Annotated in this window: 11 protein-coding genes; 6 read left to right on the top strand and 5 right to left on the bottom strand. The window is 70.7% G+C overall.

What is annotated here, in order from left to right; genetic code table 11:
• Positions 1 to 825: 825 nt before the first annotated feature.
• The 5 genes from ACFWIA_RS12835 to ACFWIA_RS12815 are packed head-to-tail and all read left to right on the top strand — an operon-like array spanning position 826 to position 12,604.
• Positions 826 to 4,890 carry a beta-ketoacyl synthase N-terminal-like domain-containing protein gene (locus ACFWIA_RS12835; RefSeq protein WP_387003204.1) on the top strand — a complete coding sequence of 1,355 codons (4,065 nt, stop codon included), beginning with the start codon at positions 826 to 828 and terminating at the stop codon, positions 4,888 to 4,890.
• Positions 4,887 to 8,318: an amino acid adenylation domain-containing protein gene (locus ACFWIA_RS12830; protein WP_387003201.1), complete on the top strand. Its 3,432-nt coding sequence runs from the start codon at positions 4,887 to 4,889 to the stop codon at positions 8,316 to 8,318. Before ACFWIA_RS12835 ends, ACFWIA_RS12830 begins: the two co-directional genes overlap by 4 nt.
• Positions 8,319 to 8,352: 34 nt before the next feature.
• On the top strand, positions 8,353 to 9,333 hold the full coding sequence (locus tag ACFWIA_RS12825; protein ID WP_387003200.1) for a thioesterase domain-containing protein: 981 nt from the start codon (positions 8,353 to 8,355) through the stop codon (positions 9,331 to 9,333).
• Complete coding sequence (locus ACFWIA_RS12820) at positions 9,330 to 10,589, top strand: cytochrome P450 (RefSeq protein WP_387003198.1); 1,260 nt, start codon at positions 9,330 to 9,332, stop codon at positions 10,587 to 10,589. Before ACFWIA_RS12825 ends, ACFWIA_RS12820 begins: the two co-directional genes overlap by 4 nt.
• Positions 10,586 to 12,604 carry a hypothetical protein gene (locus ACFWIA_RS12815; protein ID WP_387003196.1) on the top strand — a complete coding sequence of 673 codons (2,019 nt, stop codon included), beginning with the start codon at positions 10,586 to 10,588 and terminating at the stop codon, positions 12,602 to 12,604. Before ACFWIA_RS12820 ends, ACFWIA_RS12815 begins: the two co-directional genes overlap by 4 nt.
• Before the next feature lie 197 nt (positions 12,605 to 12,801).
• Here ACFWIA_RS12815 and ACFWIA_RS12810 read toward each other — a convergent pair whose 3' ends face one another.
• Positions 12,802 to 19,749 carry an SDR family NAD(P)-dependent oxidoreductase gene (locus ACFWIA_RS12810; protein WP_387003194.1) on the bottom strand — a complete coding sequence of 2,316 codons (6,948 nt, stop codon included), beginning with the start codon at positions 19,747 to 19,749 and terminating at the stop codon, positions 12,802 to 12,804.
• A 979-nt stretch (positions 19,750 to 20,728) separates the two neighbouring features.
• Between ACFWIA_RS12810 and hutH the strand changes: the two genes are divergently transcribed.
• Positions 20,729 to 22,363, top strand: coding sequence for a histidine ammonia-lyase (gene hutH, locus ACFWIA_RS12805; protein ID WP_387003192.1), 1,635 nt, complete (start codon positions 20,729 to 20,731; stop codon positions 22,361 to 22,363).
• A gap of 71 nt (positions 22,364 to 22,434) precedes the next feature.
• On the opposite strand, the gene ACFWIA_RS12800 is transcribed toward hutH, so the two are convergent.
• Genes ACFWIA_RS12800 through ACFWIA_RS12785 form a run of 4 tightly spaced genes read right to left on the bottom strand, consistent with a single transcriptional unit; the run spans position 22,435 to position 26,072 of the window.
• The gene (locus tag ACFWIA_RS12800) at positions 22,435 to 23,547 is read right to left on the bottom strand and encodes an SDR family oxidoreductase (RefSeq protein WP_387003191.1); all 1,113 of its coding nucleotides are present in this window, start codon (positions 23,545 to 23,547) and stop codon (positions 22,435 to 22,437) included.
• Positions 23,548 to 23,575: 28 nt separating this feature from the next.
• Positions 23,576 to 24,811 (bottom strand): beta-ketoacyl-[acyl-carrier-protein] synthase family protein, encoded by a 1,236-nt coding sequence (locus ACFWIA_RS12795; RefSeq protein WP_387003189.1) that lies wholly within the window; start codon positions 24,809 to 24,811, stop codon positions 23,576 to 23,578.
• Positions 24,808 to 25,041, bottom strand: coding sequence for an acyl carrier protein (locus ACFWIA_RS12790; protein WP_387003187.1), 234 nt, complete (start codon positions 25,039 to 25,041; stop codon positions 24,808 to 24,810). The genes ACFWIA_RS12795 and ACFWIA_RS12790 overlap by 4 nt, the downstream gene beginning before the upstream one ends.
• A 47-nt stretch (positions 25,042 to 25,088) precedes the next feature.
• Positions 25,089 to 26,072: an LnmK family bifunctional acyltransferase/decarboxylase gene (locus ACFWIA_RS12785; RefSeq protein WP_387003185.1), complete on the bottom strand. Its 984-nt coding sequence runs from the start codon at positions 26,070 to 26,072 to the stop codon at positions 25,089 to 25,091.
• Positions 26,073 to 26,231 lie beyond the last annotated feature (159 nt).

Genomic DNA, 26,231 nt, shown 5'->3' with positions numbered 1-26,231 from the left:
CCGCGGTGCGTCAACCTCAGGGTCGCGGCATCGCCCGTTCCGGGGATCCTTCACCCCATCGCCGCCAGAGTCACCGGGATCGACACCAGACTCGCGATCGTGCCCGACCTCAATGCCGATCCCCCTTCAGGGGACGCCTTCGACGTGACAGGCCCCAGGACGGTTGGCGCCGGAAGGGTTCGGTTCCCACTCGTCTGGTGGGTTCTCGCTCCGCGCACCACGTGGCTGGCGCGGCGTCTGGCCGCGGATTTCGGCGCGGGTATGGACGCCCGGACCGCGTGGGTGATGGCCCGTCTGGCTCGGCACCCGGAGGAACTCGACTACGCCCTGGAGCGTTTGGAGGGCGAACGGTATCGCCCTGGCTGAAGTGGCCGGGGCGAAGGGGACGAGGAGGAGACGTCGGGATTCACGCGCCACGGTGACGCGGTCGGGCAGCCGAAGCAGAGACTGTGGCGATCGGCCACCACGTGTGACCAGGCCGGGCGGCGGCCGGATCGGGGGTTTCCTCGTTGGCCCGGACAGTCCCCGGCTCGCACAGCGGATGCGAGCCGGGGACTGTGCTGACAGACTCGAAAGGGTCGGTAGTGGCCCCGCAGGTCCTGATCTCCGGCACCTGCCACGGAGGCGGGCACCAGGGGTAGGCAGGGGTCGCCGGTGTCAATGCCGGTGCCGGTGCGGGTGCCGCCGGGTGGCCGGTGCCCGAACGGGACGCGTTCAAGGAGCCGGTCGGCTCCCCTCACGCGACCGGGGACCTCCGGAACCGCCTTCACAGCAGGATTTGGGAGGAGCCGTGCCTCTCTCCGTGAGCATCTGGGAAGAACTGCCGTGAGGGGGAGCGACGCGGGCGAGCTGGTGTCGTGGATCATCGACCGCGTGGCCGCCTTGACGGACCGGCCCTCCGGGTCCGTGTCGTCGACGGATCGCTTCCGTGACCTGGGCATCACCTCGCTTCCGCTGACGTCGTTGCTGGACGAACTGTCCGTCCGGCTCGGGCGGCCGGTCGCGGCCACCCTCGCGTGGAGCAACCCCACGCCGGCCGGGTTGGCGCGCGCGCTGAGTGAGGACGCACCGGCGGTGGGGCCCGACCCCGACACGCGGGCGGTCCGGGGCGCCGTGAGGACGCCAGGGGAGCCGCTGGCCCTGGTGGGGATGGCCGGGCGTTTTCCGGGCGCCCCCTCCGTCGCCGCGCTCTGGGAACTCCTGCTGGCGGGCGGGGACGCCATAGGCGACGTACCGGTCGACCGTTGGGACGGCGCCGCTTGGTCCGACGCTCGGCCGGGCGTGCCCGGTCGTACACGCAACCGGCGTGGCGGCTTCATCGAAGGGATCGCCGGGTTCGATCCGCTCTTCTTCGGTATCTCGCCCGCCGAGGCGCGTCAGATGGACCCGCAGCAACGCCTGGTGCTGGAACTGGTCTGGGAGGCGCTGGAGGACGCGGGCACGGTACCGGCGACACTCCGGGACGCCAGGGTCGGCGTCTTCGTGGGGGCCATGTGGAACTCCTACTCGGCCCTGACCGCCGCGGACCCACGGGCGATCACGCCGCACTCGGCGACCGGTGGTGACATCAGCATCATCTCCGCACGCGTCGCCTACACCCTGGGACTGCGCGGACCGGCGGTCACCGTCAACACGGCGTGTTCGTCATCGCTGGTCGCCCTCCACCAGGCCCGCCTCGCCATCGACGCCGGAGACTGCGACGCCGCGCTGGTGGGCGGAGTGAGCCTGATGTGCGGGCCGCTGGAGTCCGTCGCGATGTCCCAGTTCGGGGCCATGGCCCCTGATGGCCGGTGCAAGCCGTTCGACGCCTCCGCGGATGGCTACGTGCGGGGCGAGGGCGCCGGGGTGGTCCTGGTCAAGCCGCTGAGCCGGGCGCTCGCCGACGGCGACCACGTGTACTGCGCGATTGTCGGAAGCGCGGTCAACAACGACGGCTTCAGCAACGGCCTGACGGCCCCCAGCCCTCAGGCGCAGCGGGACGTGCTGCTGAGAGCGTGCGCGAACGCCGGGGTGTCGCCCTCCGACGTGCGGTTCGTGGAGACACACGGAACGGGGACCGCTCTCGGAGACCCCATCGAGGCAGAGGCACTCGGTGCCGTCTACGGCGCACGACGCACCCCGCACGACCCTCTTCTCCTCGGGGCGGTGAAGAGCAATCTCGGTCACCTCGAAGCGGCGGCCGGAATGGCTGGTCTGATCAAGACGGCCTGTGTGCTGCATCGGCGTCGGGTACCGGGGAACCTCCACTTCCACCATCCGAACCCGCGCATCGACTTCGACACGCTCGGCCTGACGGTGCCCGTGCGCCAGCGGCCCTGGCCCACCGGAGACCAAGCGCGGGCCTGGGCCGGTGTCAGTTCCTTCGGCTTCGGCGGCACCAACTGCCATGTGGTCATGTCCAGTACGGACGCAGGCAGACCGGAGGGCAGGCCGGGAGACCGCCAGGACCGGAACGCCGTCGGCACTCACGGCGGAGGGCGGCACCACCGCGATGGCCGGACGGCGCCCGGCCCGGTCTTCGTGTTCGGCGGCCAGGGAGCCCAATGGCCGGGGATGGGCGCGGACCTGCTCCACGACCCCACGACGGCGCGTGCCCTGCGGCGCTGCGACAGGGCGTTCGAAGGGCTGCTGGACGGCTCACTCATGGAACGGCTGATCGACTCAGGAGCGCCCCTGACCGACACCCGGTGGATCCAGGCCGCGGTCTTCAGCGTGCAGGTGGCCCTCTCCGAACGCTGGATCGCGCGCGGCGTGGTGCCGTCAGCCGTGGTCGGCCAGAGCATGGGCGAGATCGCGGCGGCCCATGTGTCCGGGGCGCTATCCCTGCGGGACGCCGCGCGGATACTGGCCCACCGCACGCGGTTGATCCAACCGGCCCGGGGCCACGGAGGCATGGCCCTCGTCGAACTGGACACCGCCGCCGTGGAGGCGGCCATCGGTGAAGCGGACGCGGGAGACCTCGGTGTCGCCGTCATCGGTTCCCCGGGGCGGACGGTGATCTCCGGCGGTGACGAGGCCCTCGACGTCTTCACCAGGCACATGAACGAGAAGGGGGTCGGGGTCTTCCGGATCGATGTCGACTACGCCTCGCACAGCAGCCACATGACCCCCTTCCTTCCGCTCTTGGAAGCTGCCGTCGCCGATGTCGTCACGGGTCCGGCGCACGTGGAGTTCTGGTCCACGGTGACCGGTGACCGGCTCGGAGGCGTGGAGCTCAGCGCGGAGTACTGGGGGCGCAACCTCCGTGAGACGGTCCGGTTCGGCCCCACTCTGACACGCCTGGCCGCAGCGAAGCACCGCGTCTTCGTCGACGTCAACCCGCATCCGATCAGCGTGGGCGACATCCGGGCCTGCGCGGGGGACGAGGCGGTCATCCTCGTCTCCCTGAGCCGGCACCGCTCGGCTGACGCCGTCTGGCGCGAGTCCGCCGAAACACTCGAAACGTCGACCCTCACGCCCCCGCGGGCGGAGCGCCCGCCGGTCACGGGCCCCCGCCTCCTCGTCCTCTCCGCGAAGGAACCGGAAGCGCTGCGCCAGGCGGCGGAGCGCATGGCCGCGTACCTGACCGGGCCGGCGAAGCCTTCCCTGGACGACGTGTGTCACACGGCGGCACGCCACCGGCAGCACCACGAACACCGGTTGGCGGTCCTCGGCGAGGACGGCGCGTCGATCGCCGAGGTGTTGCTGCAGGCAAGCGCCGCACGGCGGGCGGGCGGTGCCTGGGCGCCCGAGACCGCAGGAACCCTGCTGATCGGCCGGGCCTCCACCGCCGCCCCGGTGACACTAGTCCTTCCCGGGGCCGGTACGGATCTGTCGGACGCGCCCGAGTTGTACCGGACCCACCCGGAGTTCCGGCGAGCCGCCCACCTCTGCCGTGACCTGCTCGTCGCGGAGAACGGACCGGATCCGACCGGATGGCTGACCACGGACGGGAATGCCGTCTCCATGTCCGCAGGGACGGGGGAGTTCGTCCAGGGGTTCGCGCTGAGCGGGCTGCTGCGCTCCTGGGGGCTCCCGGTGACAGCGATCACCGGGGAGGGACCCGGCGCGGTCGCCGCAGCCGCTACCGCCGGCGCCTTGACCCTCCCGGACGCGATCCGCACTCTGCTCGCGATGCAAGGGGCCCCGCGATGCCTCAAGGACACGCTCGTCGGCCTGCGCCCCAGGGAGGCCGACCTCACCTATCTCGACCCGAGGACCCTGACCGCGCGCCCCGGCAAGGCGCTGAACGCCAGCTACTGGCGGCACGCCTTCACCTCCAGGATCACCGATGGCGCGATGACCGACCTCGCCGCCTCCAGGAGCGACGGTGTCGTTCTCGACCTCCGGGACGACAGCCGCGGCCCCGCGACAGGCCCGGTCGAGGAAACTACACAGTGGCGTCTGCGCCGCCTGATTGCCGGGCTCTACGTGCGAGGCGTCGACCTGGACTGGGACCTGCTGCCGTTCCCACCCGGCCGGCTCACCACCCTTCCCTCCTACCCCTGGCAGCACACGCGCTACTGGATCACGGATGCCCCGCCCCGGACACCCGACAGCGCCGAAGGCCAAGAGCAGCGGCTGACCACCTACACCGCCGACGAGGCAGCCGCCGGTTTCCTCACCCGACTCCTTTCCCACGCACTCGGCTTCTCCTCGCAGGACATGCCGCTGAACCGGTCCCCACGCGAGCTGGGAGCGACCTCCCTCACCGCGATGCAGCTGCGCAACGCGGTGAGCGAGCGATTCGGTGTCGATGTGCCGATGTCACGCTGGCTGGGCGACGAGAACGTCCGCTCCCTGGCAGCAGACATCGACGAGTGCGCACACACACCGACCGGACCGCCCGCACCCGATCGCCCACCTGAGGAGGACGGGCCCCTCGACGGACCGAAGGAGATCGCCCTGTGAACGCAGCGTCCCCCAACTCCCACCCGTACGAGGCGTCCGATGCCGCGCCGGTGGCTCCCACCCACGGCGGACTGCTCGCCCGACTGGTGGAGTCCGGAGCGGCGGTGGACGCCCCGGCGGGCCGGCTCCGCGTCCGACTGCCGCGGACGGCGACCCCAGACCGCTCCCTGCTCGACGCCGTCCGCGCGCGCCGCGCGGCGTGGTCGGCGGAACTCGGCGACGCCGTGGCGACACCCCTGTCGGACGTTCAGCGTCGACTGTGGTTCCTCCAGCAGTTGGACGACTCGGGCCGCGGCTACGCCTTCGCCTTCGTCAACCGCCTCAGCGGCCGACTGGACCCCGCGGCGCTGTCCACCGCCGTCGACGAAGTGGCCGCCGCTAACCCCGGCCTCCGAGCGACCTTCGAAGACGTCGACGGTGTCCCGGTGCAGCGGATCGGCCCCGGGCCGCCGGTAGTCACTGTCCTGCGAGAGGCGCGCGGCATGGGCGACGACGCCGTGGGCGACCTGCTGCGCGCCGAACTCATAGCGCCGTTCGACCTGTCGAAGGGGCCACTGCTGCGCAGTGTCCTGGCCAGGACGGGTGACAGCAGCTGGCTCTGGGGGATCGCCTTCCATCACCTGATCGGCGACGGCTGGACCTACGCCCTGTTCAACCGGGCGGTCGCCGGTGCCTACCTCCGCTTGACCACGACACCCGGGGTACCGGCGCACACCGGCCCGCGGGCGGACTACGTCGACCAGGTGCTGGCCGACCGCGAACGGCGGACGACGGCACGGCGTGCCGAGGCCATGAGGTTCTGGGTCGACAGGCTGAAGGACCGCGACGAGGCGGAGATCCCGACGGACCACGTCCGGCCCCCGGTGCGCACCTACCGGGGATCGCGCACCGATGTCGCTCTGCCGCCCTTCGTCGTCGACGGCCTGAACGAGGTGGCCCGGAAGACGGGCGGCACGCTCTTCTCGGCGCTGCTCGCCGTCCACGGGGTCTTCCTCGGGCAGCACACGGGAAGCCTTCGCCCCACCGTGGGCACCCCGTACGCCAACCGTGCCGAGCAGCGCTTCACGGAGGTCATGGGCTGCTTCGTGAGCACCCTCCCCCTCAGCGTCGACCTGGCCGGTGACCCCTCCTTCGAGGAACTGGCCGGGCGCACGGCGCGTGTCTGCACCGAAGCCTGGGACCACACCGACTTCTCCTACGCGGAACTCTCCGACGTCCTGGCACCCCGGCGCGACACCAGCCGCAACGCGCTGTTCCAATCGTTCCTCGCCTTCCAGGACGTACCGGCCCCCCTCGCCCTGAACGGAGTGGAGACAGCTCCGGTCATCTTCGACTCAGGCGTGTGCCAGTTCGACGTGGAGTTCCACCTCACACCGCGAGAGGACGGATCACTGCGCCTGGCGGTGCTGCACAACCGGGACCTGTTCGCCCCGGAGTCAGCGCGGGCGTTCGCCGACCGCTGGGCACTGCTGGCACGTCGTGCCGCGGCCGACCCCACCACCGCAGTCCCGCAGCTGAACTGCCTCTCTCCGGCGGACGAGGACCGGCTCGCCCCCCTGGAACCCGATCCGGAGCCGCCGGGCCCCGCCGACCTGACCGTCGATGACCTGTTCACCGACCGGGTGGCCCGTGACCCCGCACGCACGGCCGTGGTCGCGGGGAACACGAGGCTGACCTACGCGGAACTCGACACGGTGGTGGACGGCCTCGCCGTCGCGCTCGACACCTCCGCCCCCGGGGGAGGGCCGGTGGGCGTCCTGTTGCCCCGGACGGCGGCACTGCCCGCGGTCCTGTTGGCCTCCGTACGGGCGGGCCGCACCTTCGTGCCCATCGCCCTGGACGCCCCCACGCGGCAGGTGGACAAGATGGTGCGCGCCCTCGGCATCCAGGCGGCCTGGGTGACGGAAGGGACACAAGGCGTGCTCCCTTCCGAAGTCCGACGGATCATCCCCGTCCTCGACCTCGCGCGCCCGGCGGGACGGCCCTACTCCGGCCGCCTCGCCCAAACGCCCGCCTACATCATGCACACCTCGGGCTCCACCGGAGAGCCCAAAGCCGTCGTGGTCGGCCACCGGGCGTTGACCAACCTGATCACCGCCATGGCAGAGGAGCCCGGAATCAGTGCCGAGGACACCCTGCTCGCCATCACCGCCCCCTTCTTCGACATCGCCCTCCTGGAACTGATCGCCCCGCTGACGGTCGGCGCGTGCCTGAACGTGGCGGACGACCGACAGGTCCACGACCCGCGAGCCCTGGCCGGCGCGCTCGTGGAATCGGGCGCCACCCTCGCCCAGGCCACGCCCTCCACCTGGCGGATGCTCACCGACACCGGCTGGAACGGCGACCCCCGCCTCACCGTCTGGAGCGGAGGCGAACCCCTCCCCAGAGACCTGGCGGAAAGGCTACTGACCCGCAACCGGGCGTTGTGGAACCTGTACGGCCCCACCGAGACGACGATCTGGTCCACCCGCCACCGAGTGCGAAGCGGCCACGGCCCGGTGCCGATCGGGACGCCGATCGCGCGGACCGGTCTGCACGTCCTCGACCGCCACCGGACCCCGGTGCCACCGGGCACGGTGGGTGAACTCCACATATCGGGAGACGGCCTCGCGCAGGGCTATCTGGGACGCCCGGACCTCACCGACGACCGCTTCGCGCCCGTCACTACGGCGGACGGTCGCCACGTACGCGCCTACCGCACAGGAGACCTGGTCAGACTGGCGGCCGACGGAACACTCATCTGCCTCGGCCGCACCGACGACCAGATCAAGTTGCGCGGCCAGCGACTGGAACCCGGCGAGATCGAGACCGCGCTCACCGAACACCCGGCCGTACGGGAAGCCGTGGTCGTGACCACCCGCGACGCCATCCTCGTGGCACACGTGCGTACCGATACCGCCGAGGCGGCGCCGAGTGCCGGGGAACTCGCCGCGTTCTTGGGGGAACGTCTTCGCAGCGCCCTGCTCCCCGGGCGGTACGTCCTGCACGACTCCCTGCCGCGGACCGCGAACGGCAAGATCGACCGGGCCGTGCTCCGCCTGCGCCCACTGCCCGCCGTGGGGCCGATGGGGAACCAGCCCGAAACCCCGACCGAACGCGCCGTGGCGGCCTCGTACGGCGAGGTCCTCACCGGTGTCTCACCCGGGCGGACCGACGACTTCTTCGACCTCGGAGGCCACTCGCTGTCGGCCGTCCGCGTCCTGCACCGGCTCCACGAGCGCACCGGTGTCCGCGTCCCGCTCCACGTCTTCCTCACGGACGGGCGAGTCGGGACCGTCGCCGCCCTCGTCGACCAGGCAAGGCACGACGAGGGCGCCGCGGTCGGCCGGAGTGAGTTGGAGAGGGCACTGGAACTCCTGGACTCCCTGACGGACGAGCAGGCCGCCCGTATCGCCGGGGCACAACCACCCGACCCGTCCACCCCCTGATGGCCACGAACGACCCAGCAGACGGAGGAACCCCATGTCGCTACCGGGTTTCGACGCAGCGGGCGACCGCGTGCGTTCTCTGTCCGAGACCAAGCGTCTCGCCCTGCGCAGGCTCCTCGCCGATCAGAACGCGGAGGCCCGCCTCCTCGAACTGGAGGGCTCGAACCTGAGACAACTGCGCACCGGTACCGGAGCCAACCTGTTCGTCTTCCCCGCCACCGACGGCAGTGTCGGCTACATGACCGGCTACCTGCCCCACATCCCCAAGGACTGGAACGTCTTCGGGTGTCAGACCCCGGGTCTGGACGGTGAGCGAGAGCCCAGCACCAGCGTCGAGGAGATCGCCGCCCACACCGTCCGGCAGATCCGCCGCGTCCAGCCGGCCAGCCCCTACCACCTCGCCGGGAACTGCATGGGTGGTCTTCCCGCCTTCGAGGCCGCCCACCAACTGCGCGCGGCCGGCGCCGAGGTCGGCACCGTGCTGCACCTGATGCCGACCTTCCAACGTTCCTGGAAGGGACTGCCGACCCTCGACTCCCTGCCAACCCGAGCGCTGATCGACTACGGCTTCATCATGGAACGTCTGCTCGGTGAGCCCGTCCACCTACCCTTGGACGCGATCGCCGCAGCGGACGAGGCCGACCGCACCGACCTCGCCATCGACGTCCTGATCCGGCACCCAGGGCTGGCAGGCGTCACCGCGCAGACGCTGCGCCACCGCATCGAGGTGTACCAGGCGAATCTCCAGGCGATGTTCACCTACCGGCCCGACAGTGACCCCGACAGCACCTTGACCGTCATCGCCGTCGGCGAGGAGGAACGGGACGAGGACATGATCGATCTTGAGTCGCCCTACGCCGCCGCCTTGCGCGCCGTACCCCCGGACAGACTTCGCGTCCAACGGGTGAACGCGGAGGCAGGGAGCCTGTTCGACTGCGCCGAACCACACATGAGCAAGATCGGCGCCGTGTTGCGCGACGTTCTGAGCAACACGCTCGGAGAGGGCCGCGCATGAGTGCCCGTCAAGGATGTCCCGCCAGCCACGGCTTCGACCCCCTGGACGCCTCCTACACCGTGGACCCGTTCCCCGTCCTCGCCCGCCTGCGCGCCGAGAGCCCCACCTTCTACGCGTCCGAACTGGACATGTGGGTCGTCACCCGCTATCGCGATGTCGAGCGCATCCTGAAGGACACGGAGCGCTTCAGCGGGGCCAACACCCAGCGGCCCGCGTTCCCCCTCGGCCCGCGTGCCTCGGAGATCGTCGCCACCGGTTCCCCCACCACGCCCACCCTGTCCAACGGACCCGAACCGAAACACGGACGGGTACGAAGCCACTGCCTCAAAGCGTTCTCAGCCCGGCGACTGGCCCGCCTGGAGCCGGTGATCCAGGAACGCGCCGAGGAACTGGTCGACCGGATGCTGACCCAGCACCGCTTCGACATCGTGCAGAAGCTGACATACCCGCTGCCGGCGTCCATCGTCTTCGCCCTTATCGGCTTCCCCCGCGAGGACTGGAGCCGCCTCAAGAGCCTGGCCGCGGACCGCATGCTGTTCACCTGGGGCAGGCCCACGGCGAACCAGCAGGTGGCCGTCGCCCGCCGTATGTCCGAGTACTGGACCTACTGCACGGAATTCGTGGACCGCCAACTGGCTTACCCCGAGGACTGCTTCACCGGCGACCTGGCACGATCCCACCACGACGACCCCGAGGCGCTCACCGCCGACGAGATCACCAACGTCGTCCACGCCGTGAGCTTCGCCGGCCACGAGACCACCACCAGCGTCGCCACCAGCGCCATCATGCGTCTGATGCGGCATCGGGAACAGTGGGACGCCCTGTGCGAGGACCCGCACCTCATTCCCCAAGCGGTGGAGGAAGCCCTGCGGTACGACCCCGCCCTCTTCACCTGGCGGCGCGTCACCACGGTCGACGACGCGGACCTCGGCACGACGCGAGTCCCGGCCGGGACCCCTGTGCTGCTGGTGATCGGCTCGGCCAACCACGACGAGACGCAGTTCGACGCCCCCGACGCGTTCAACATCCGGCGGGAGGGCGCCCGTCGGCATCTGACCTTCGGCAAGGGCGGGCACTACTGCTTCGGCGCCCCCCTCGCGCGCATGGAGATAGCCGCCATGCTCGCCACCCTCTCCGCACGCGCACCGGGGCTGCGACTCTCCGAGGACCAGGAACCGCCCTTCCACGTCAACCTCGTCTTCCACGGCCCCAGCGAACTCTTCCTGGAACGGGACCGAGGGGCGGCACGGACATGAACCCGTCCGACCACGTCGACGACACCGCACTCCTCGCCAGCCCTTTCACCATTGGGCGGACACACTTCAAGAACCGGATGGTCTTCCCTCCCCTCGTCAACGGATTCGCGGACCGACACCGGGTCTCCCCCCGCACCGTCGACTGGTACGCACGCCTGGCCGCCGGCGGTGTCGGCGCCATCATCACCGAGGGACTGTCCGTCCACCCCGGGGGAGCACCGGCGGATTCCATGATCACCACCTACCACCCGGCCAACCGCCCGGCCTGGAGACAGCTCGTGGACGCGGTCGAAGGCGCGAACTGCCGACTCATCGGCCAACTGATGCATCTCGGCCGTAGCCACCTCCTCACCGGGCGCGACGACGGCGGGATCGCCCCGTCGGCCGTGGCCGATCCCCACAGCGGACGGGTTCCCCGGCCGATGACCCGGAACGACATCGCCGAGGTGGTGGACGCCTTCGCCGAGGCCGCGGCGGCCCTGGCGGACGCGGGCTTCTCCGGAGTCGAGATCCACGCGGCGCACGGCCATCTGCTCTCCCTCTTCCTCTCCCCCCTCTGGAACACCAGGGAGGACGCCTACGGCGGGGACGACCACGGACGGACCCGGATCATCAGGGAGGCCGTCACCGCCGTCAGGGCCGCCTGCCCCACCGGCTTCCTCGTCGGCCTCTCACTCCAGGCGGACGAAGCCGTGCCGCACGGCCTGACGCCTACGGACGCGATCCCGCTCTTCCGCACCCTCGTCGCGTCCACCCCCGTTGACCTCGTCACCTACCGGGCCGGCACCATCGGCCCCAGCCTGCCCGACCACATACCCGACCTCACCCGCCCGCCCGGCACGCTGCTCGCCATGCAACGCCGCATGCGCGCCGCGGCTCCGGACATCCCGAGCCTCGCGGTGGGACGGCTGCGTGATCCGGGTGAAGCGGCGAACGCCCTGCGCACCGGCGCCGGAGACCTCGTGGCCCTGGGCCGCGCCCTCGTGGTCGATCCTGAACTCCCCCGGCGCGCCTTCAGTGGCCGGGAGCCCCTGGCCCCGCGGTGCGCCTACTGCAACGTCTGCTGGACGGAGGTGCAGGCCGGAAGGAGGGGGCGGTGCCCCGTGAACGACTCCTGGGGCCGCCCCACCCGGCGTGCCGGTCCGCCGGCCAAGCCCGGCCGGCGGACCGCCCCTCGGAGGGTCACGGTGGTCGGCACCGGGGCGGCGGGGCTGGCCGCCGCCGCCGCTTTCGCCGAGTACGGCGACACCGTGACGATGCTCGGCAACGGTGGCCCTCTCGGAGGGCGGCTGGCGGCACAGGCGTCCCTGCCCGCGTTGTGTGAACTCGACGCCGTCGTCACCGCGCTGGAGAAGCGTGTCGTCGGGCGGGTCGAACTGCGTCGGGGTCACCGACGCGCCGATGCGGCGACGATCCGGGCCACCGAGCCGGAGCTGATCGTCCTCGCCACGGGCTCCGAGCCGTCACCGATCCCGGATCGACTCCGACCTCCTCCCACGTCGCGGGGCCGGACGCCGGAGATCATCACGCCCCGTGAATGGGGCAGAGACCGGCTGGAGGCACCGTGCGGTGCCCGCCACGGACGGGGCGTCACCGTGGTGCTCGACGAGGGGGACGGGGACGCCACCCCGTACGCGCTCGCCCGCCTGCTCGCCTCGCTCGGTGAGACGACCGTGCTGCTGACAGCCGACGCGGCACCGCTGCAAGGACTGCCCTGGATAAACCGTCGGGGAGTCCAGCGCCTCATCCAAGGCACCGGAGTCGGTCACGCCTTGGGCGTGACCGCCCTGGGCTGGGACGCCTTGACCCCGGGACGTCTGCTGGTCGGCGGTTCCACCGGGTACCGGACCGTCAACGGAGTCACGCGTCTCATCTGGAGCGGCCCGAGGGTGGCTCGCCTCCACGAGGTGTCCACCGAGCGACTCGACTGCCCTGTCCTGCGATTCGGTGACCGCGCGGGACCGACGACGCTGTCCGAGGTCCTACGGCGAGCGCCTCTGCTGCCCTGGTCCTGAGGGTTCGGCGGGTGGCGGGGGAGCCGTCGGACCCGGCTCCGGCGCGTCTACGGCCACCGGTCGCGGTACGCGTTCGCCGACCCGCGCCCCGAGACGTGCGGGACCCGCTCCGCGTGGAGGTTGGCCGCCGGCTGGCAAGCAGGCGGCGGAGTCGGAGCCCGGTGGGCTGCGAAGGGTGTGGTGCGTGCCTGCCCCGGTCAGGAAGAGGGGAGGGCCGCGAGCCAGGTACGGAAGGCTTCTGCGGTCTTGTCGGCGTACTGCTCCAGGAGGGAGAAGTGGTCGCCGGCGACGGCGCGGGCGGTGTGAGGGTGTGGCCAGTCGGGTGTGCTGCCGCGGGGGTGGAGCAGCAGGGTGGGGGTGTCGATGGGCGGGGGTGTCCAGTCGATGAGCAACTGGGCGTAGCTGACGACGGCGGCGATGGGTTCGGGTGTCAGCGGTGTGTCGGAGAGGGCCAAGCGGCTGGTGGCATCGTCGATGATCCCCAGGTCGATGCCGCTGGACAGCAAGGGGTCGAGCAGGATCAACGCGGCAGCGGGCTTGCCGTGCTGCTGGAGCGTGTGGGCGAGGGCATGGGCGAGGAGGCCGGCTGCGGAGTGGCCGAGCAGGACGAAGGCTCCGGTGTCGGTGAGGGCAACCAACTGGGTGACCCAGGCACGGGTGAGGGTGGAGAGGTCGGAGGGGAGGAGGTCATCGCTGTCGCGGAGCCCGGGTAGGGAGGTGGTCCACAGGGTGTGCGATCGGTTCGTGTGCTGGGCGAGCAGGGCGTAGGGGGAGTGTTCCGGCGCGGTGGTGAGCGGCGGAACGCATACCACCGGCGGGCCGGAAGCGGTGTCGTTGAGTCGCCGTAGGGGTTCGGTGCGCAGTTCCGCCGCGGTGGTGGTTGCTCGTCGGACGCCGGTGATCTGCTGCACGCGGCGCAGTCGCTCCGGGTAGGAGTCGGCGTTCCAGGCTTCGCGCAGCGCGGCGGTCGGGTTCGGCTGGCTCAAGACCGGGGCGGTCGTCGCGGAGGGTTGTCGGTCCGCGGCGGGCAGGAGGGTGGTGAGGTGACGGGCGAGGGCGGCAGGGGTGGAGTGGTCCAGAAGAGCGGTGGCGGTGAGGCGGGTGCCGGTGGCCCGGGACAGGAGCGTACGGAGTTCGACGGCGGCGAGCGAGTCGAAGCCGGCGCTGCGGAAGGCCCGGTCGGGGTCGATGTGCTCAGGGCCGGTGTGGCCCAGCACGGCGGCGGCATGGACCTGGACCAGTCGGGTCAGGGCGCGCAGGCGCTGTGGCTGGGTCAGGGAGAGCAGGTGGTCCCGCTCGCTGCGGACGTCGTGCGCGGATGCGGTGCGCAGCGGCGCGGGTCGGCTCCGGACGATGCCGGCCAGCATCGGGTGCTCGGCGGTGGGGGCGATGCCGAATGCCGCCAGGAAGGGCTGGTCGAGGTCGAGGGCGGTGTCGAAGGCGCTGAGGGCCTGTCGTGTGGTGAGTGGGAGCAAGCCGTCGCGGACCATGCGAGCGGTGCTTGGCGTGGTCACCGTCTCGGTGAGTTCGCTGCTTTCCTCCCACAGCCCCCAGGCCACGCTGATGCAGGGAAGTCCCTGGTGGCGGCGCCAGTGGGCGAACGCGTCGACGAAGGCGTTGGCCGCCGCGTAGTTGGCTTGGCCGGGGTTGCCGAGGACGCCGGCCATGCTGGAGCAGATGACGAAGGCGCTGAGGTCCGTGTCGGCGGTCAGTTCGTGGAGGTTGAGGACTGCGTCCACCTTCGGGCGGAGTACGTTGCGCAGGTGGAGCGGGGTCTGGTTGGCCAGCAGCGCGTCGTCGAGGGTGCCCGCGGCGTGGATGACGGCACCCAGGGGGTGGTCTGGGGGGATGGTGCTCAGCGCGTGGGCCAGTTGCTCGCGGTCGGCCGTGTCGCACGCGGTGATGGTCACGGTGGCGCCGAGCCCTTCGAGTTCGTGCCTCAGCACGTGGGCGTTCGGGGCGGACTCGCCGCGGCGGCTGAGTAGGAGCAAGTGGCGCACTCGGTGCCGGGTGACGAGGTGGCGGGCGAAGGCCGCGCCGAGGGTGCCGGTGCCGCCGGTGATGAGAGTGGTGTGGTGCGGATCGAGTGCGATGGGCTGGGTGAGTACGGTCTTCCCTGTGGTACGGCCCTGGCTGAGGCGTCGCAGGGCCTGGCGGGCGTACCGGACGCTCCAGCTCTGTGTGGGTGGCACGAAGTGGTCGGCGAGGTCGAAAGTGCTCTGGTCGAGTGCGTGCCAGCGGTGGTAGACGATGCCGGGGTGGTTCGCGGCGACGTCGGCGGAGTCGCGCCGATCGGTCATGCCGAGTTCGATGTAGCGGCCCTTGGGGCGCAGCAGGCGCAGCGAGGCGTTGACGAACTTTCCGGCCAGCGAGCCGATGATGACATCGAACCCGGTGCCCCCGGTGGCTGTCCGCAGGAGGGGCTCGAAGTCCAGACTGCGGGAGTCGGCGATGCGTTCGCGGGGGATCCCGGCACTGTGGACGAGACCGTGCTTGGAGGGACTGGCGGTGGCGTAGACCTCGGCGCCCAGTCGCTGTGCCATGTGCACGGCGACGCTTCCGACACCGCCCGCGGCAGCGTGGATGAGGACCTTCTCGCCGGCCCGCACCTGTGCGAGGTCGACGAGTGCTGCCCGGGCTGTGGCGGAGACGATGGGCAGCCCTGCGGCATGCGTCAGGCGCAGTCCCGGGGGAACACGGACCAGCCGATGGGGGAGGAAGTCCGCGGCGGACGCGTAGCAGCCCCGTTCGGCGGTGTCGGAGAGGCCCACGACCCTCTCGCCGGGACTCCATCCGGTGACGTCGCCGCCGACGTCAGTGATGACGCCGGCGGCTTCGAAGCCGATGATGCCGAGATCGAGGACACCCAGGCAGACGAGGGTGTCGCGGAAGTTCACACCGGTGGCGGTGACGCGGACGCGGATCCGGTCGGCGGCCACCGGCTGCTCCAGATCCAGCGCGACGACCGGTCGCACGTCCTCCAAAGCCCGCTGGGGAGAAGGCGTCAACCTCCAGGGGCCGCCGTCCGCTGGAAGGGTCAGTGCTTCGCCACCCGAGGCGCTGACCAGTTCCGGGACGAGGACGAAGTCGGCGCGCTGGGCGTGCCAGGTGTGCGGGGAGTCGTCCATGAGCGCCAGGGTCCTGGACGTGGGGGTTTGATCGCCGGTGTCGAGGATCTGGATGCGGCCCGGATGCTCGCGGCTTGCCGAATGCGCCAGCGCGGCGCACGCCGCCGCCCCCGGGTCCCTCACCGACTCCCCGAACTCGGTGGACTGCGCCTGACGGGTCAGCAGCAGGAGCCGTGTGTCCGTGAGGGCTTCGCTGGCCAGGAACGCCTGTAGGTCCCCGAGCAGTCGGCCCAGGCGCTGGTGCACTTGCGTGCCGGACGGGAGCGAGGTGCTTTCCGTCCGGCAGTCCAGGATGAGCCGGTCGAGTTTGCCGGCTCCGGTGGTGACCAGTTCCTCGGCCCGGGCGATATCCCGCAGCGTGTGCCGGACGGGCAGGTCGTCCGCTGTGGTGACCGCTCCCCATACCGGTGTGGCGTCGGCGGCAGTCGGTGCGGCGGGCTGCCGCGGCGCGGTCAGCGGCTGCCAGCCGTGTTGGTGTGCCACGGAGTCGGCGACGGCCAGCAGGGATCGCAGATGGCGATCGGTGGTGTGCTGCGACCGCAGTCCGCTGATCGTCAGGACGGGCCGCCCGGAGGCGTCGGTGGCTTCCACCCGCACGGTCCGCGGGTCGGTGGCGGTGACCGTCGCGTGCAGGGCGCGCGCGCCGCGCGCATGGATCTGGAAGGACGTGATCGCGTAGGGCAGGAGGGTACGGTCATCGGCCAGCCCGTGATGCTGGGCGTGCAGCGCCGCGTCCAAGAGGGCCGGGTGGGTGAGGAAGCCGTCGCTCGTGTGACCGGGGGGAAGGTCCACCTCGGTGTAGGTGGTGTTGCCGTCCTTCCAAGCGCGGCGAAGGTTGCGGAACCCCGGGCCGTAGCAGTAGCCGATTCGGTCCAGTTCCCGGTAGGCGGCGGCGACGTCCACTTCGGCGGCGCCGGGCGGGGGCCACTCGTGCGCCGGATTGGGCTTGTGCGGTGCGGCGTCGTTCTGTTCGCTCGGGTCGGCGAGGGTCGCCTCGGCGTTCCGGGTCCACGAGCCGTCCCTGCCGTGGCCGCGTGAGGCGAGCACGACGTGGCGGTGGCCGTCGCGGTCGGGCGGGGAGCAGTGGAGTTGGATGTCGACGGGCGTCTCGCTCAGGACCAGGGGGGCACACAGGACGATGTTGCTCAGTCGGGTCCGCCCGACCCGATCGGCCAGGTGGGCGAGGAGGTCCAGCATGGCGCTGGCTGGGAGAAGCACGGTCCCGTGGACGGCGTGGTCGGCGAGCCACGGAAGGGTGGCCAGCGACGTCCTTCCGACCGCCAGCAGGGAGCCGTCGGCGAGGTCGGTCACCGCACGCACCATGCGGTGACCGCCGGGTCGCAGTCCGGTCTGGTGGATGCCGGCCGAGTCCGCCGACGGCGTCAGCCAGAACGAGCGGTGCTCGAACCGGTAGGTGGGCAGGTCGATGACACCTGCCGCGGGGATGACCCTGTCCCACGCCAGGCCCGCACCGTGGACATGGGCCTCGGACAGGGAACGCCGGAAGGCGGTCAGGCCGGCGTCGTCGCGGTGGATCGTCCGGTCCGCGGAGCCCTCGACCGCGGCGTCGGCGAGCATGTCGCGCAGCGGCCCCGTCAGCATCGGATGCGGCGAGACCTCGACGAAGTGCCGGTAGCCCGACCCGATCGCCTCCTGGACCGCAGGTGCGAAGGCGACGGGTTCACGCACGTTCCGGAACCAGTAGGCGCCGTCCAGCTCACCCGCCGCGACCGTGCCGCCGCTGGTCGTCGAGAACATCGGGACCCCGGGGACGGCGGAGGCGACTGCTCCGAGCTCGCCCAGCAGACGGTCCCGGACCGTGTCGAGGTGTCGGCTGTGCGAGGCGTAGTCGACCGGTAGCAGCCGTGCCCGCACTCCCCGCTCACCGCACCGGTCCACGACCTCCCGCACCACGTCCGCGTCCCCTGCCACGACGCAGGCCGCCGGACCGTTGTCCGCGGCCACTTCCACCCGGCCGTCCCACGGGGCGAGCACCTGTAGCGCCCGCTCCGCGGGCAGGCCCAGCGACGCCATCGCTCCCCGCCCGCGCACCTCCTGGAGAACCGCGGCCCGCCGTGCCACCACACGGGCGGCCTCTTCCAAGCTGAGCGCACCCGCGACGCAGGCGGCGGCGACCTCGCCCTGGCTGTGGCCGATGACCGCGGCCGGGCGTACTCCGTGCGCCTGCCACAGCCGCGCCAACGCCACGTACATCGCGAACAGCACCGGCTGGACCACCGCGGCTCGCTCCGGATCGGAGGGCGCGCAGTCGCCCATGGCCACTGCGGTGACGTCGAAGTCCACCCAGGGCGCCAGCGCCGCCGCGCACTCGGCGAACGTCTCCGCGAAGACCGGGGACTCCTCCATCAGCCGGCGGCCCATCCCCGCCCACTGCCCGCCCTGGCCCGGGAAGACGAACACGGGTCCCGGGCCGCCCACCGCGCGCCCCGTGACCACCGAGCCGCCCTCCGCGCCGGCCGCCAGTCCGGCCAGTCCGGCCAGCAACTCGCACCGGTCAGCACCGGCGACGACCGCGCGGTGGGCCAGCGGGGTGCGGGTCGTCGCCAGCGACCAGCCCACGTCCTCCGACAGCTCGCGTTCGCGCTCCCGGAGCCATGACCCCAAGGCAGCAGCCTGCGCCTTCAGCCCGGTAGCCGTCGCCCCGTAGAGCGGCCACATCAACGCAGCCGACTGCGGCCGGTCGGTCCCGGTACCCAGCCCCACGGACGCCGGCGCGGGCGCTTCCTCCACCACCAGATGGGCGTTGGTCCCGCTGACCCCGTACCCCAGTACCCCGGCACGACGCGGCTCACGGCCCCGATGCCAAGGACGGGCCTGCCTGAGCAGGCGCACCCCCGCCTCATCACCGTCCGTCCCGGGCAGTGCCTCACCCACGTGGAGCGTCGCAGGCATCCACTGCTTCTGGAGGGAGAGCACCACCTTGATCAAACCCGCCATACCGGCCGCGCCCTGGGCATGGCCGATGTTGGACTTCACCGACCCCATCCGCACCGGACCGCGATCACCTCGGTCCGCCCCGTACACCGCGAGAACCGACCCGGCCTCGATCGGGTCTCCCACCCTGGTGCCGGTTCCGTGCGCCTCGATCAACTGCACCTGCCCAGGGCGCAGTCCCGCATCCGCCAGCGCTGCCCGCATCACCGCCTGCTGCGCCGTCCCGTTCGGAACTGCGAGCCCTTCGCTGGCGCCGTCCTGGTTCAACGCGCTGCCCCGGATCACCGCCAGGACCCGTCGGTTCTCCACCACGGCCCGCTCCAGCGGCATCAGCACCAGCACGCCGACGCCCTCCGCGGCCCCGAAGCCCTTCGCGTCCGTGGAGAAGGACCGGCTCACACCATCTACGGACATCGCCCCCACCCGCCCGAACTGCACGAGGGTCTCCGGCCCGGCCATCACCGTCACCCCAGCGGCCAACGCCACCTCGCACTCACCGGCGCGCAGCGCCTGCACCGCCAGGTGCGCGGCCGTCAACGACGAGGAGCACGCGGTGTCCACCGTGACCGCCGGCCCCCTCAACCCCAGCACGTGCGCAACGCGGCCGGACACCACGGAGAGTGCCAGGCCGGTGGCCAGATGATCCGAATCAGCCATGAGACTCTGCTGCCCGTACCCGGTTCCGAAGGCTCCGACGTACACCCCCGTCGCCGTTTCGCGCAGCGAACCGGGCGGGATCCGCGCGTGCTCGAGGGCCCGCCAGGCGCACTCCAGCACCCAGCGCTGCTGGGGGTCCATCGCCGTGGCTTCCAACGGTCCGATCCCGAAGAAGTCGGCGTCGAACCCGTCCACCCCGGAGACGAACCCGCCCCGGCGCACAGGCGTCGCCCCCGGCGCCGTCGGATCGGCCGCGCACAGCCGCTCGATGTCCCAGCCCCGGTCCCGCGGCAGCGGCATCGAGACATGGCCGCCGGCCGCCAGCATTTCCCAGAACTCCTCCGGACCGCAGACATCCCCCGGAAACCGGCAACCCATCCCGAGAATGGCGATATCACGTGCCACAGCCGCTCCTCATCCGTACGTCCGCGACGGAATCCTCTTGGTGGACCGGGCTTCCCGGCCATCGGCTCACCGGCCGTCACCTCCGCACAGGAAGCACCGGCTCCCGGAGGATTCGGAGGCCTGCGCCGACTCCCTGTCGGCCCCCACCCGCCCCGGCGCGTCGGCAGCTCGGGGGCGTTCCCGACCAGGATGAAGTAGTCGGCGGCACACGGCCCAGGGCGCGCACTGCGGCGCGCGCAGCATCAGTCCGGCGTTCAGCGCGACGCTCTTGTCGATGTTCGCTCCGGCCCGGACCTCGGGCGCAGCCGCCCTCGGTAGTTCGTCGTGCACGAACCCGACGGACGCCCTCGCCGACGCCGTCCCACATGGCGAACGCGTCGCCGCGCCTCCAGCGGGGGAGCGACGCGAGGCTGACTGCCGCTTCGTAGGGGAGTGGCTTTGCCGTATCAGGTGGCGATGCCTCGGACACCCTGAGTCGGTGGGAGCAAACGCTCGACCGACATTCCACCGAAGGCGATTGCGCCGGCTGACCGCTGGCGGCTCGCCGCGGCCCGGGGCCGGGCGGGAGCGCGCATGCGTGGCGAAAGGGGGCCAGCGCGCCGAGGCCTTTCTCGGCGTCGGCCGGCGTCGGCAGGACCGGGGAAGGGACCGACCGTGGCCGCCTCGGAGCCGTCGAGGGCCCCAGCTGGTGGGAGTGGCCACGGTCGTTCATCGAAGGGATCCGAGAGGAACGAGTTCTGTTCTCCGTCCGGTGCTGGCATGGCAGGAGAACAGCTGGCTTTCGCACTCCGCATCAACTGCGCTCGGCTTCTCTCAACCGTGGTCAGAAATGACCCGCCAAGCCCGTCACCCATGGTCGACAATGCCATTCCTGCCACGAGGTTGCGGTTCCGGAATGCCTGCGATTTAGTGAAAGCGCATTTACTGGGGAGCGCTGTGACTTCAGTGGCCGCGCCTGGCGGAGTGAAAGGGGATCAGTGTGTCATCGCGCTCTGAACGGATCGATGACTCGACCGCGGACGTGATTGCAGCGAACCTGGACGGCCACTCCCTCACCTTGCGGGACGTCGCCGATGTCGCCCGCACTCCACACGCTGTGCGGGTAGCGCTCTCCGCGCGGGCGGAAGCGGCTATGGCCCGCTCCGTGGCGACGCGAAACCACCTGATCGAGTCCGGCACTCCTGTGTACGGCGCCACAACCGGCTTCGGAGACAGCAGCAACCGGCGGATCGGTTCCCCTTCGATGGCTGAGTTGCAGCGGAACATGATGCGGTTCATGCAGGTGGGGACAGGGGCTCCGGCGCCTGGGGAAGTGGTGCGGGCGACCATGCTGATCCGTGCCAACTGTCTAGCCCGAGGATGCTCCGGAATCCGCCCCGAGCCGGTGCGGCTGCTGATGAAGCTCATCGAGCTGAACATCCTGCCGGTCATCCCCGAGCGCGGTTCCGTGGGTGCCAGCGGAGATCTCGCGCCACTCGCCCATCTCGGGGCGGTCCTGGCGGGCGAGGGCGAGGTGGTGCACCAGGGGGTCCGGCAGCCGGCGGCGGAAGCGTTGAAGGCCTGTGGTCTGCGACCGGTGGAACTGGAGGCCAAGGAAGGGCTCGCACTGATCAACGGCACCTCGTTCATGGCGGCCTTCGCCGTCTTGGCCGCCGTCGACAGCCGACGTCTCGTCTTCGCGGTCGAACTGTGCACCGCACTGCTGGTACGAGCACGCCACGGCCGGCCGGAGGAGTTCTCCGCCTTTCCGCATGACCAGAAGCCGCATCCTGGTCAGATGACGAGTGCGACCGCTGTTCGAACCCTCCTCCAAGGTGATGGCCAACATCCGGTTCCCTGCGGTGCCGCATCGGAGGCCCGGTTCGACGACCCGGGGTTCGAGGACCTGGAACGGCGTCTACAGGAACCCTATTCGGTGCGCTGCGCTCCACACGTCAACGGTGTGCTGCGGGACACCCTGAGCTGGGTTGAGCAATGGCTCACGGTGGAGATCAACTCCGCGAACGACAACCCTCTCTTCGACGCCACGACACAAAGTGTCCACAACAGCGGCAACTTCTACGGCGGGCACGTCGCTCAGGCCATGGACAGCCTGAAGATCGCCGTGGCCAGTACCGCAGACTTGCTTGACAGGCAGCTCCAGTTGATCGTCGACGAGAAGTACAATCGGGGCCTACCCGCCAACCTCGTTGCCCATCAACACTTCAGCGGTGATCGGGCAGGTCTGCACCATGGCTTCAAGGGCATGCAGATCGCCGCCTCCGCCCTCACGGCTGAGGCGTTGCATTTGACCACGCCGGCCAGCGCGTTCTCTCGTTCCACCGAGGCGCACAACCAAGACAAAGTCAGCATGGGCACCATCGCCGCGCGTCACGCCCGCCGCGTAGTCGACTTGGCCCTGAACACCGCCGCCATCCATGTGATCGCCCTGTGCCAAGCCGTTGAACTGCGAGGGGAGGCGCTCAGTCCCACGCTGAGAGCCGTCCACGAGCTTGTGCGCCGCCATGTGCCGTTCGCCGAAGCGGACCGGCCCCTGCACGGAGACATCGCCTCCGTGACCGAAATCATCCGCGGCGGCCTGCTTGAGCAAGCCGTACAGACCGACAGCGCGTAGCGACGGCCGATCGCGGAGCCGTACCGAGGGGACTTCGCCCCGCAGGCGCCCGCACTGGTTCTTGTGAGCGCTCAGTCGGTGTGCGCGGACGGTCTGCGCTGGGCGAAGGGACGGAACAGGCCCCGCAGGGTCTCCGGGGCGAGGTGCCAGGCGGCGACCGACGGGTCGACGACAGCGGCGTCGCAACGGGTGCGGTCGAAATGCTGGCAGTTGTTGATGTGGGCGTGGTAGACGGACAGCATGTCGTGCAGGACCCGGTCGCGAGGGCTGAGCCATCCGGAGTCCTGGACGAAGCGAGGTTCGGCACCGCCGGCGTTGGCCACACAGGCGCGGATGAAGTCGCCGGTGCTGGGAGGCGTGGGATTGGTCAGGTGGAACACCCCCGAGGCGCTTGGACGCTGGCTGATGTCGACGGCTTCGCGTACGACGTGGTCGATGGGGACGATGTTGAAGGGCTCGTCGGGCGTGACCTGGATGCGGCACGGTTCATGACGGAAGCTACGGCCGGCGGTGCGGTAGAAGGCGGCGATGAGTGATTGCCCGGAGTAGGCGCCGGCGGGTTTCGCGACGTAGCGAAGCGTGGTGCTGTGCCCGACGATGATCGAGGGACGCAGGATTCGCACGAACATTCGACCATTGGCGGTCAGGGCAATGCGTTCGGCGGCCATTTTGCTCCGTTCGTAGGGGTTTCGGCCCTGCGGGTCGGTGATGGCCTGTTCGGTGACGGTTCCCTGTGCCCGGCCTGCGACGTAGGCGGTGCTGATCAGATTGAAGGCCGTTGTCCGGAGCTGCTCTGCGAGGGTGAGGGCACGCCGGGTGCCTGCTGCGTTGGTGGCGAAGTTGCCTCGCCGTTCTCTCTCGCGGAAGAGCATGCGCGCGGCGCAGTGCCAGAACTCGGTGCGACCCGTCCCCGCAGGCAGGGGCAGACCGCGCAGGTCAGCGGTCAGATCGATGCCGGGGATCACGGTGACGCGACGCAGGATCCGTTCGGTCTGCGCAGGAGGGACCAGGTACGCATGGGCAGCGCTGCGCAGAATACCGCGCAACCGCGTGCGGGCGTCGTCGTGCCCGTGGGTCCGCACGAGGCAGATCAGACGGGCGTCGGTACGGGTGCCGAGTTCGAGGACGAGGGCAGATCCGACCAGGCCAGTGGCTCCCGTGATGATGTGAGTGGTCGTGGTCATGATGTGCTCCCGGGTGGGGCGGTGGTTGTCAGACGGTGGCAAGGACAAGGGCGGCGTTCTGGCCGCCGAATCCGAAGGATTCGGTGACTGCCAGGGGAACGGGGCCTGGATAGGCCGTAGTGGGCAGGTTGAGGCTGAGAGCCGGATCAGGGGTGTGGAGGTTGGCGGTCGGTGGGATGAGGCCGTGGTGGATGGTCAGGGCGGTCAGCGCGGCCTCGACTGCGCCGGCGGCGGCCAGCAAGTGACCGGTGACCCCCTTGGCGGATGAGACGCACGGCCCATGGGTGAACAGCCGCTGGAGCATATGGGCTTCGGCCGCGTCGCCACGGGGTGTGCCGGTGGCATGCGCGTTGACGTGAGCGATGTCGCGTGCGGTGACGTCGGCATCGGCAAGGGCCTGGCGCAGGGCGAGTTCGGCGCCGCGGCCTTCGGGATCGGGGTCGGTGAGGTGGTGAGCGTCCGAGGTGGCGCCGTAGCCCAGCAGCCTGGCGTAGGCGCGCGCGTTCCGGGCACACGCGTGGAGTGTCGTTTCCAGTACGAGGACAGCGGCGCCCTCGCCCAACACGAAGCCGTCCCGGTCGCGGTCGAAGGGTCGGGAGGCGGCGGCCGGGTCCGTGCGACGGGTGGAGAGCGCGCCGAGGCGGTGAAACGCGGAGGCCGTGAGCCGGGACACCGCGGCCTCGGTACCGCCGGCCAGGACGATGTCGCACCGTTGAGCGCGCAGCAGGTCCAGGGCGGTGCCGATCGCGGTGGTGCCCGAGGCGCAGGCCGTGGAGACGGTGTGACTGGGCCCATGGACGGCGAGGTCCATGGAAACACGCGCGGCCGCCATGCTCGCGAGCGCCGCGGGTACGGTGAGGGGGGCGACGAACTGCGGGCCGTCATGGTCCAGTCGCAGGGTCTGCGTCTCCCAGGTCGTCACACCCGCGACCCCTGCCCCCACCACGACGCCCACGCGGACGGCATCCCACCCTCCGGTGCCCAGACCCGCGTCGGTGACGGCTTCGCGGGCGGCCACCACCGCGAGTTGGATGAAGCGGTCCATCCGGCGCGCGTGAGCGCCGAGGTGGGCGAGGGGATCGAAGGAGGAGGGCACCGTGCAGGCGAAGTCCACCGGCAGGCCGGACAGCGCCGGGGCCGCCGCTCCGGTGGGAGCGCCCTCACAAACGGCCCTCCATGATGCCGCAGTGCCGACTCCGGCTGGAGTGACCATGCCGATGCCGGTGATGAGGACTTCCCGGTCCGGGCGGTGAGAGGGCGTCACTGGGTAGCCTTCGCGCCCTTGGCCTCCAGGAGCGCGGCGAGCTGCTCCGCAGTGGTGGAGAGGGTGATGTCCCCGTCCTCGATGGGCACGTCCAGAGCGTCCTGGAGGTCGGCACCGAGCTCGGCCACCAGGAGCGAGTCCAGTCCCAGTTCGGCAAGTGTGGCCGTCGGCTCGATCTCACAGGCCACTTGGTACTGGCCGGTCAGGAGGGTGGTGAGATATGTGTACACGGCTGGTTGTCCTTCGGAGTCCGGGGGCGTGAGGTCGGTGTGGGGCTTCAGTGGTCGAAGCCGCGATGGCGGAACGCCGCCACAGCGATGGTGCGGTCGGTGGTGGCGTCACGAACGGTGAGATCGTTCTTCTCATGTGCCGGGTCTTCGGGGTCGTGCGAGGTCCGTAGGGCGACGGTGAGCGTCGCGTCGAGGTCGGCGTTGCCGAGGTAGCAGATGCGGGCGTCGAGGAGGGTGCGGTCCAGGAAGGCCCGGTCGGTGCGGCCGGTGGCCCGCCACTGGTGCAGCTGCGCGCGTTCGGCGATGGGGAAGAAGGCGGCGAAGTAGAGGAGACCGGCACCGTTGACGTCGCGGATGACGTCGACCGGTTGCTGCGACGTCACCTCCGGGCCCCTTCGCGGCCAGTGGGCCCGGGCCGGGTCGGGGAAGACGCCGAGGTCACGGGTTTGGGCGCACAGGACGCGCGGCGCGGGGGCTCCCGGCGAGCGCGGCAGGTGCGCGTGGGTGAATCCCAGCGGTGCTGAGCGCACCAGCGCGACGTTGCTGTACGGATTGCTGCGCGAGACCCACACATTGAGGTTCTCCACGTACAGGCAGTCAGGGCGCGGCCGGCCCTGGATCTCGTCCACGTCGAAGGGCAGGGGCGGCTGTAGTGGGCCCGTGGTCCGGCGTATGCGGTGCGCCGTCAGAACGGACAGACGACCGCTGTCGAAGACGAGAGAATCGACCTCGATTCGGTCGCCGAACGTCAGGTCCTGGGGGCGAAGCCGGCCGCTGGAAGAGATCCGGTAGTAGTAGAACGAGAGGTAGGAGGGGAGTCCCTGCGCGTTGCGGGCGTTGCAGACGTCAAGTCCGCACACCATGCTGACGGTCTCCCAGGTCCAGTCCCCCACACACGCGACCAGCGATTGCAGCGGGCCACACATCCCAGGCCGCACGACCACGATCCGGCGCACGGAAGCCGCTCCAGTACGCTGAACGGGAGCGTAGGGCGTCGTATCGCCGGGATGCGCCTGAACATCACTCACCATAAGAGCCTTCCACGCGAAGAGTTGTGGAGACAGAAGCTGGCTGTGTGCGTTCGGAAGGAACGCACGAGGGCCAGCACGAGGAGGCGTTGGAGCGACGAGAACGATTGTCGCGGGCAACGCGAATGTCAACGCCAGTACCCTCGAACGGGTGGTACGCCT

The sequence above is a fragment of the Streptomyces sp. NPDC127068 genome, assembly GCF_042724695.1.
Taxonomy (GTDB): Bacteria; Actinomycetota; Actinomycetes; order Streptomycetales; family Streptomycetaceae; genus Streptomyces.
Note: the sequence above shows the minus strand (reverse complement) of the source record. Positions and strands in the feature narration are given on the sequence as shown.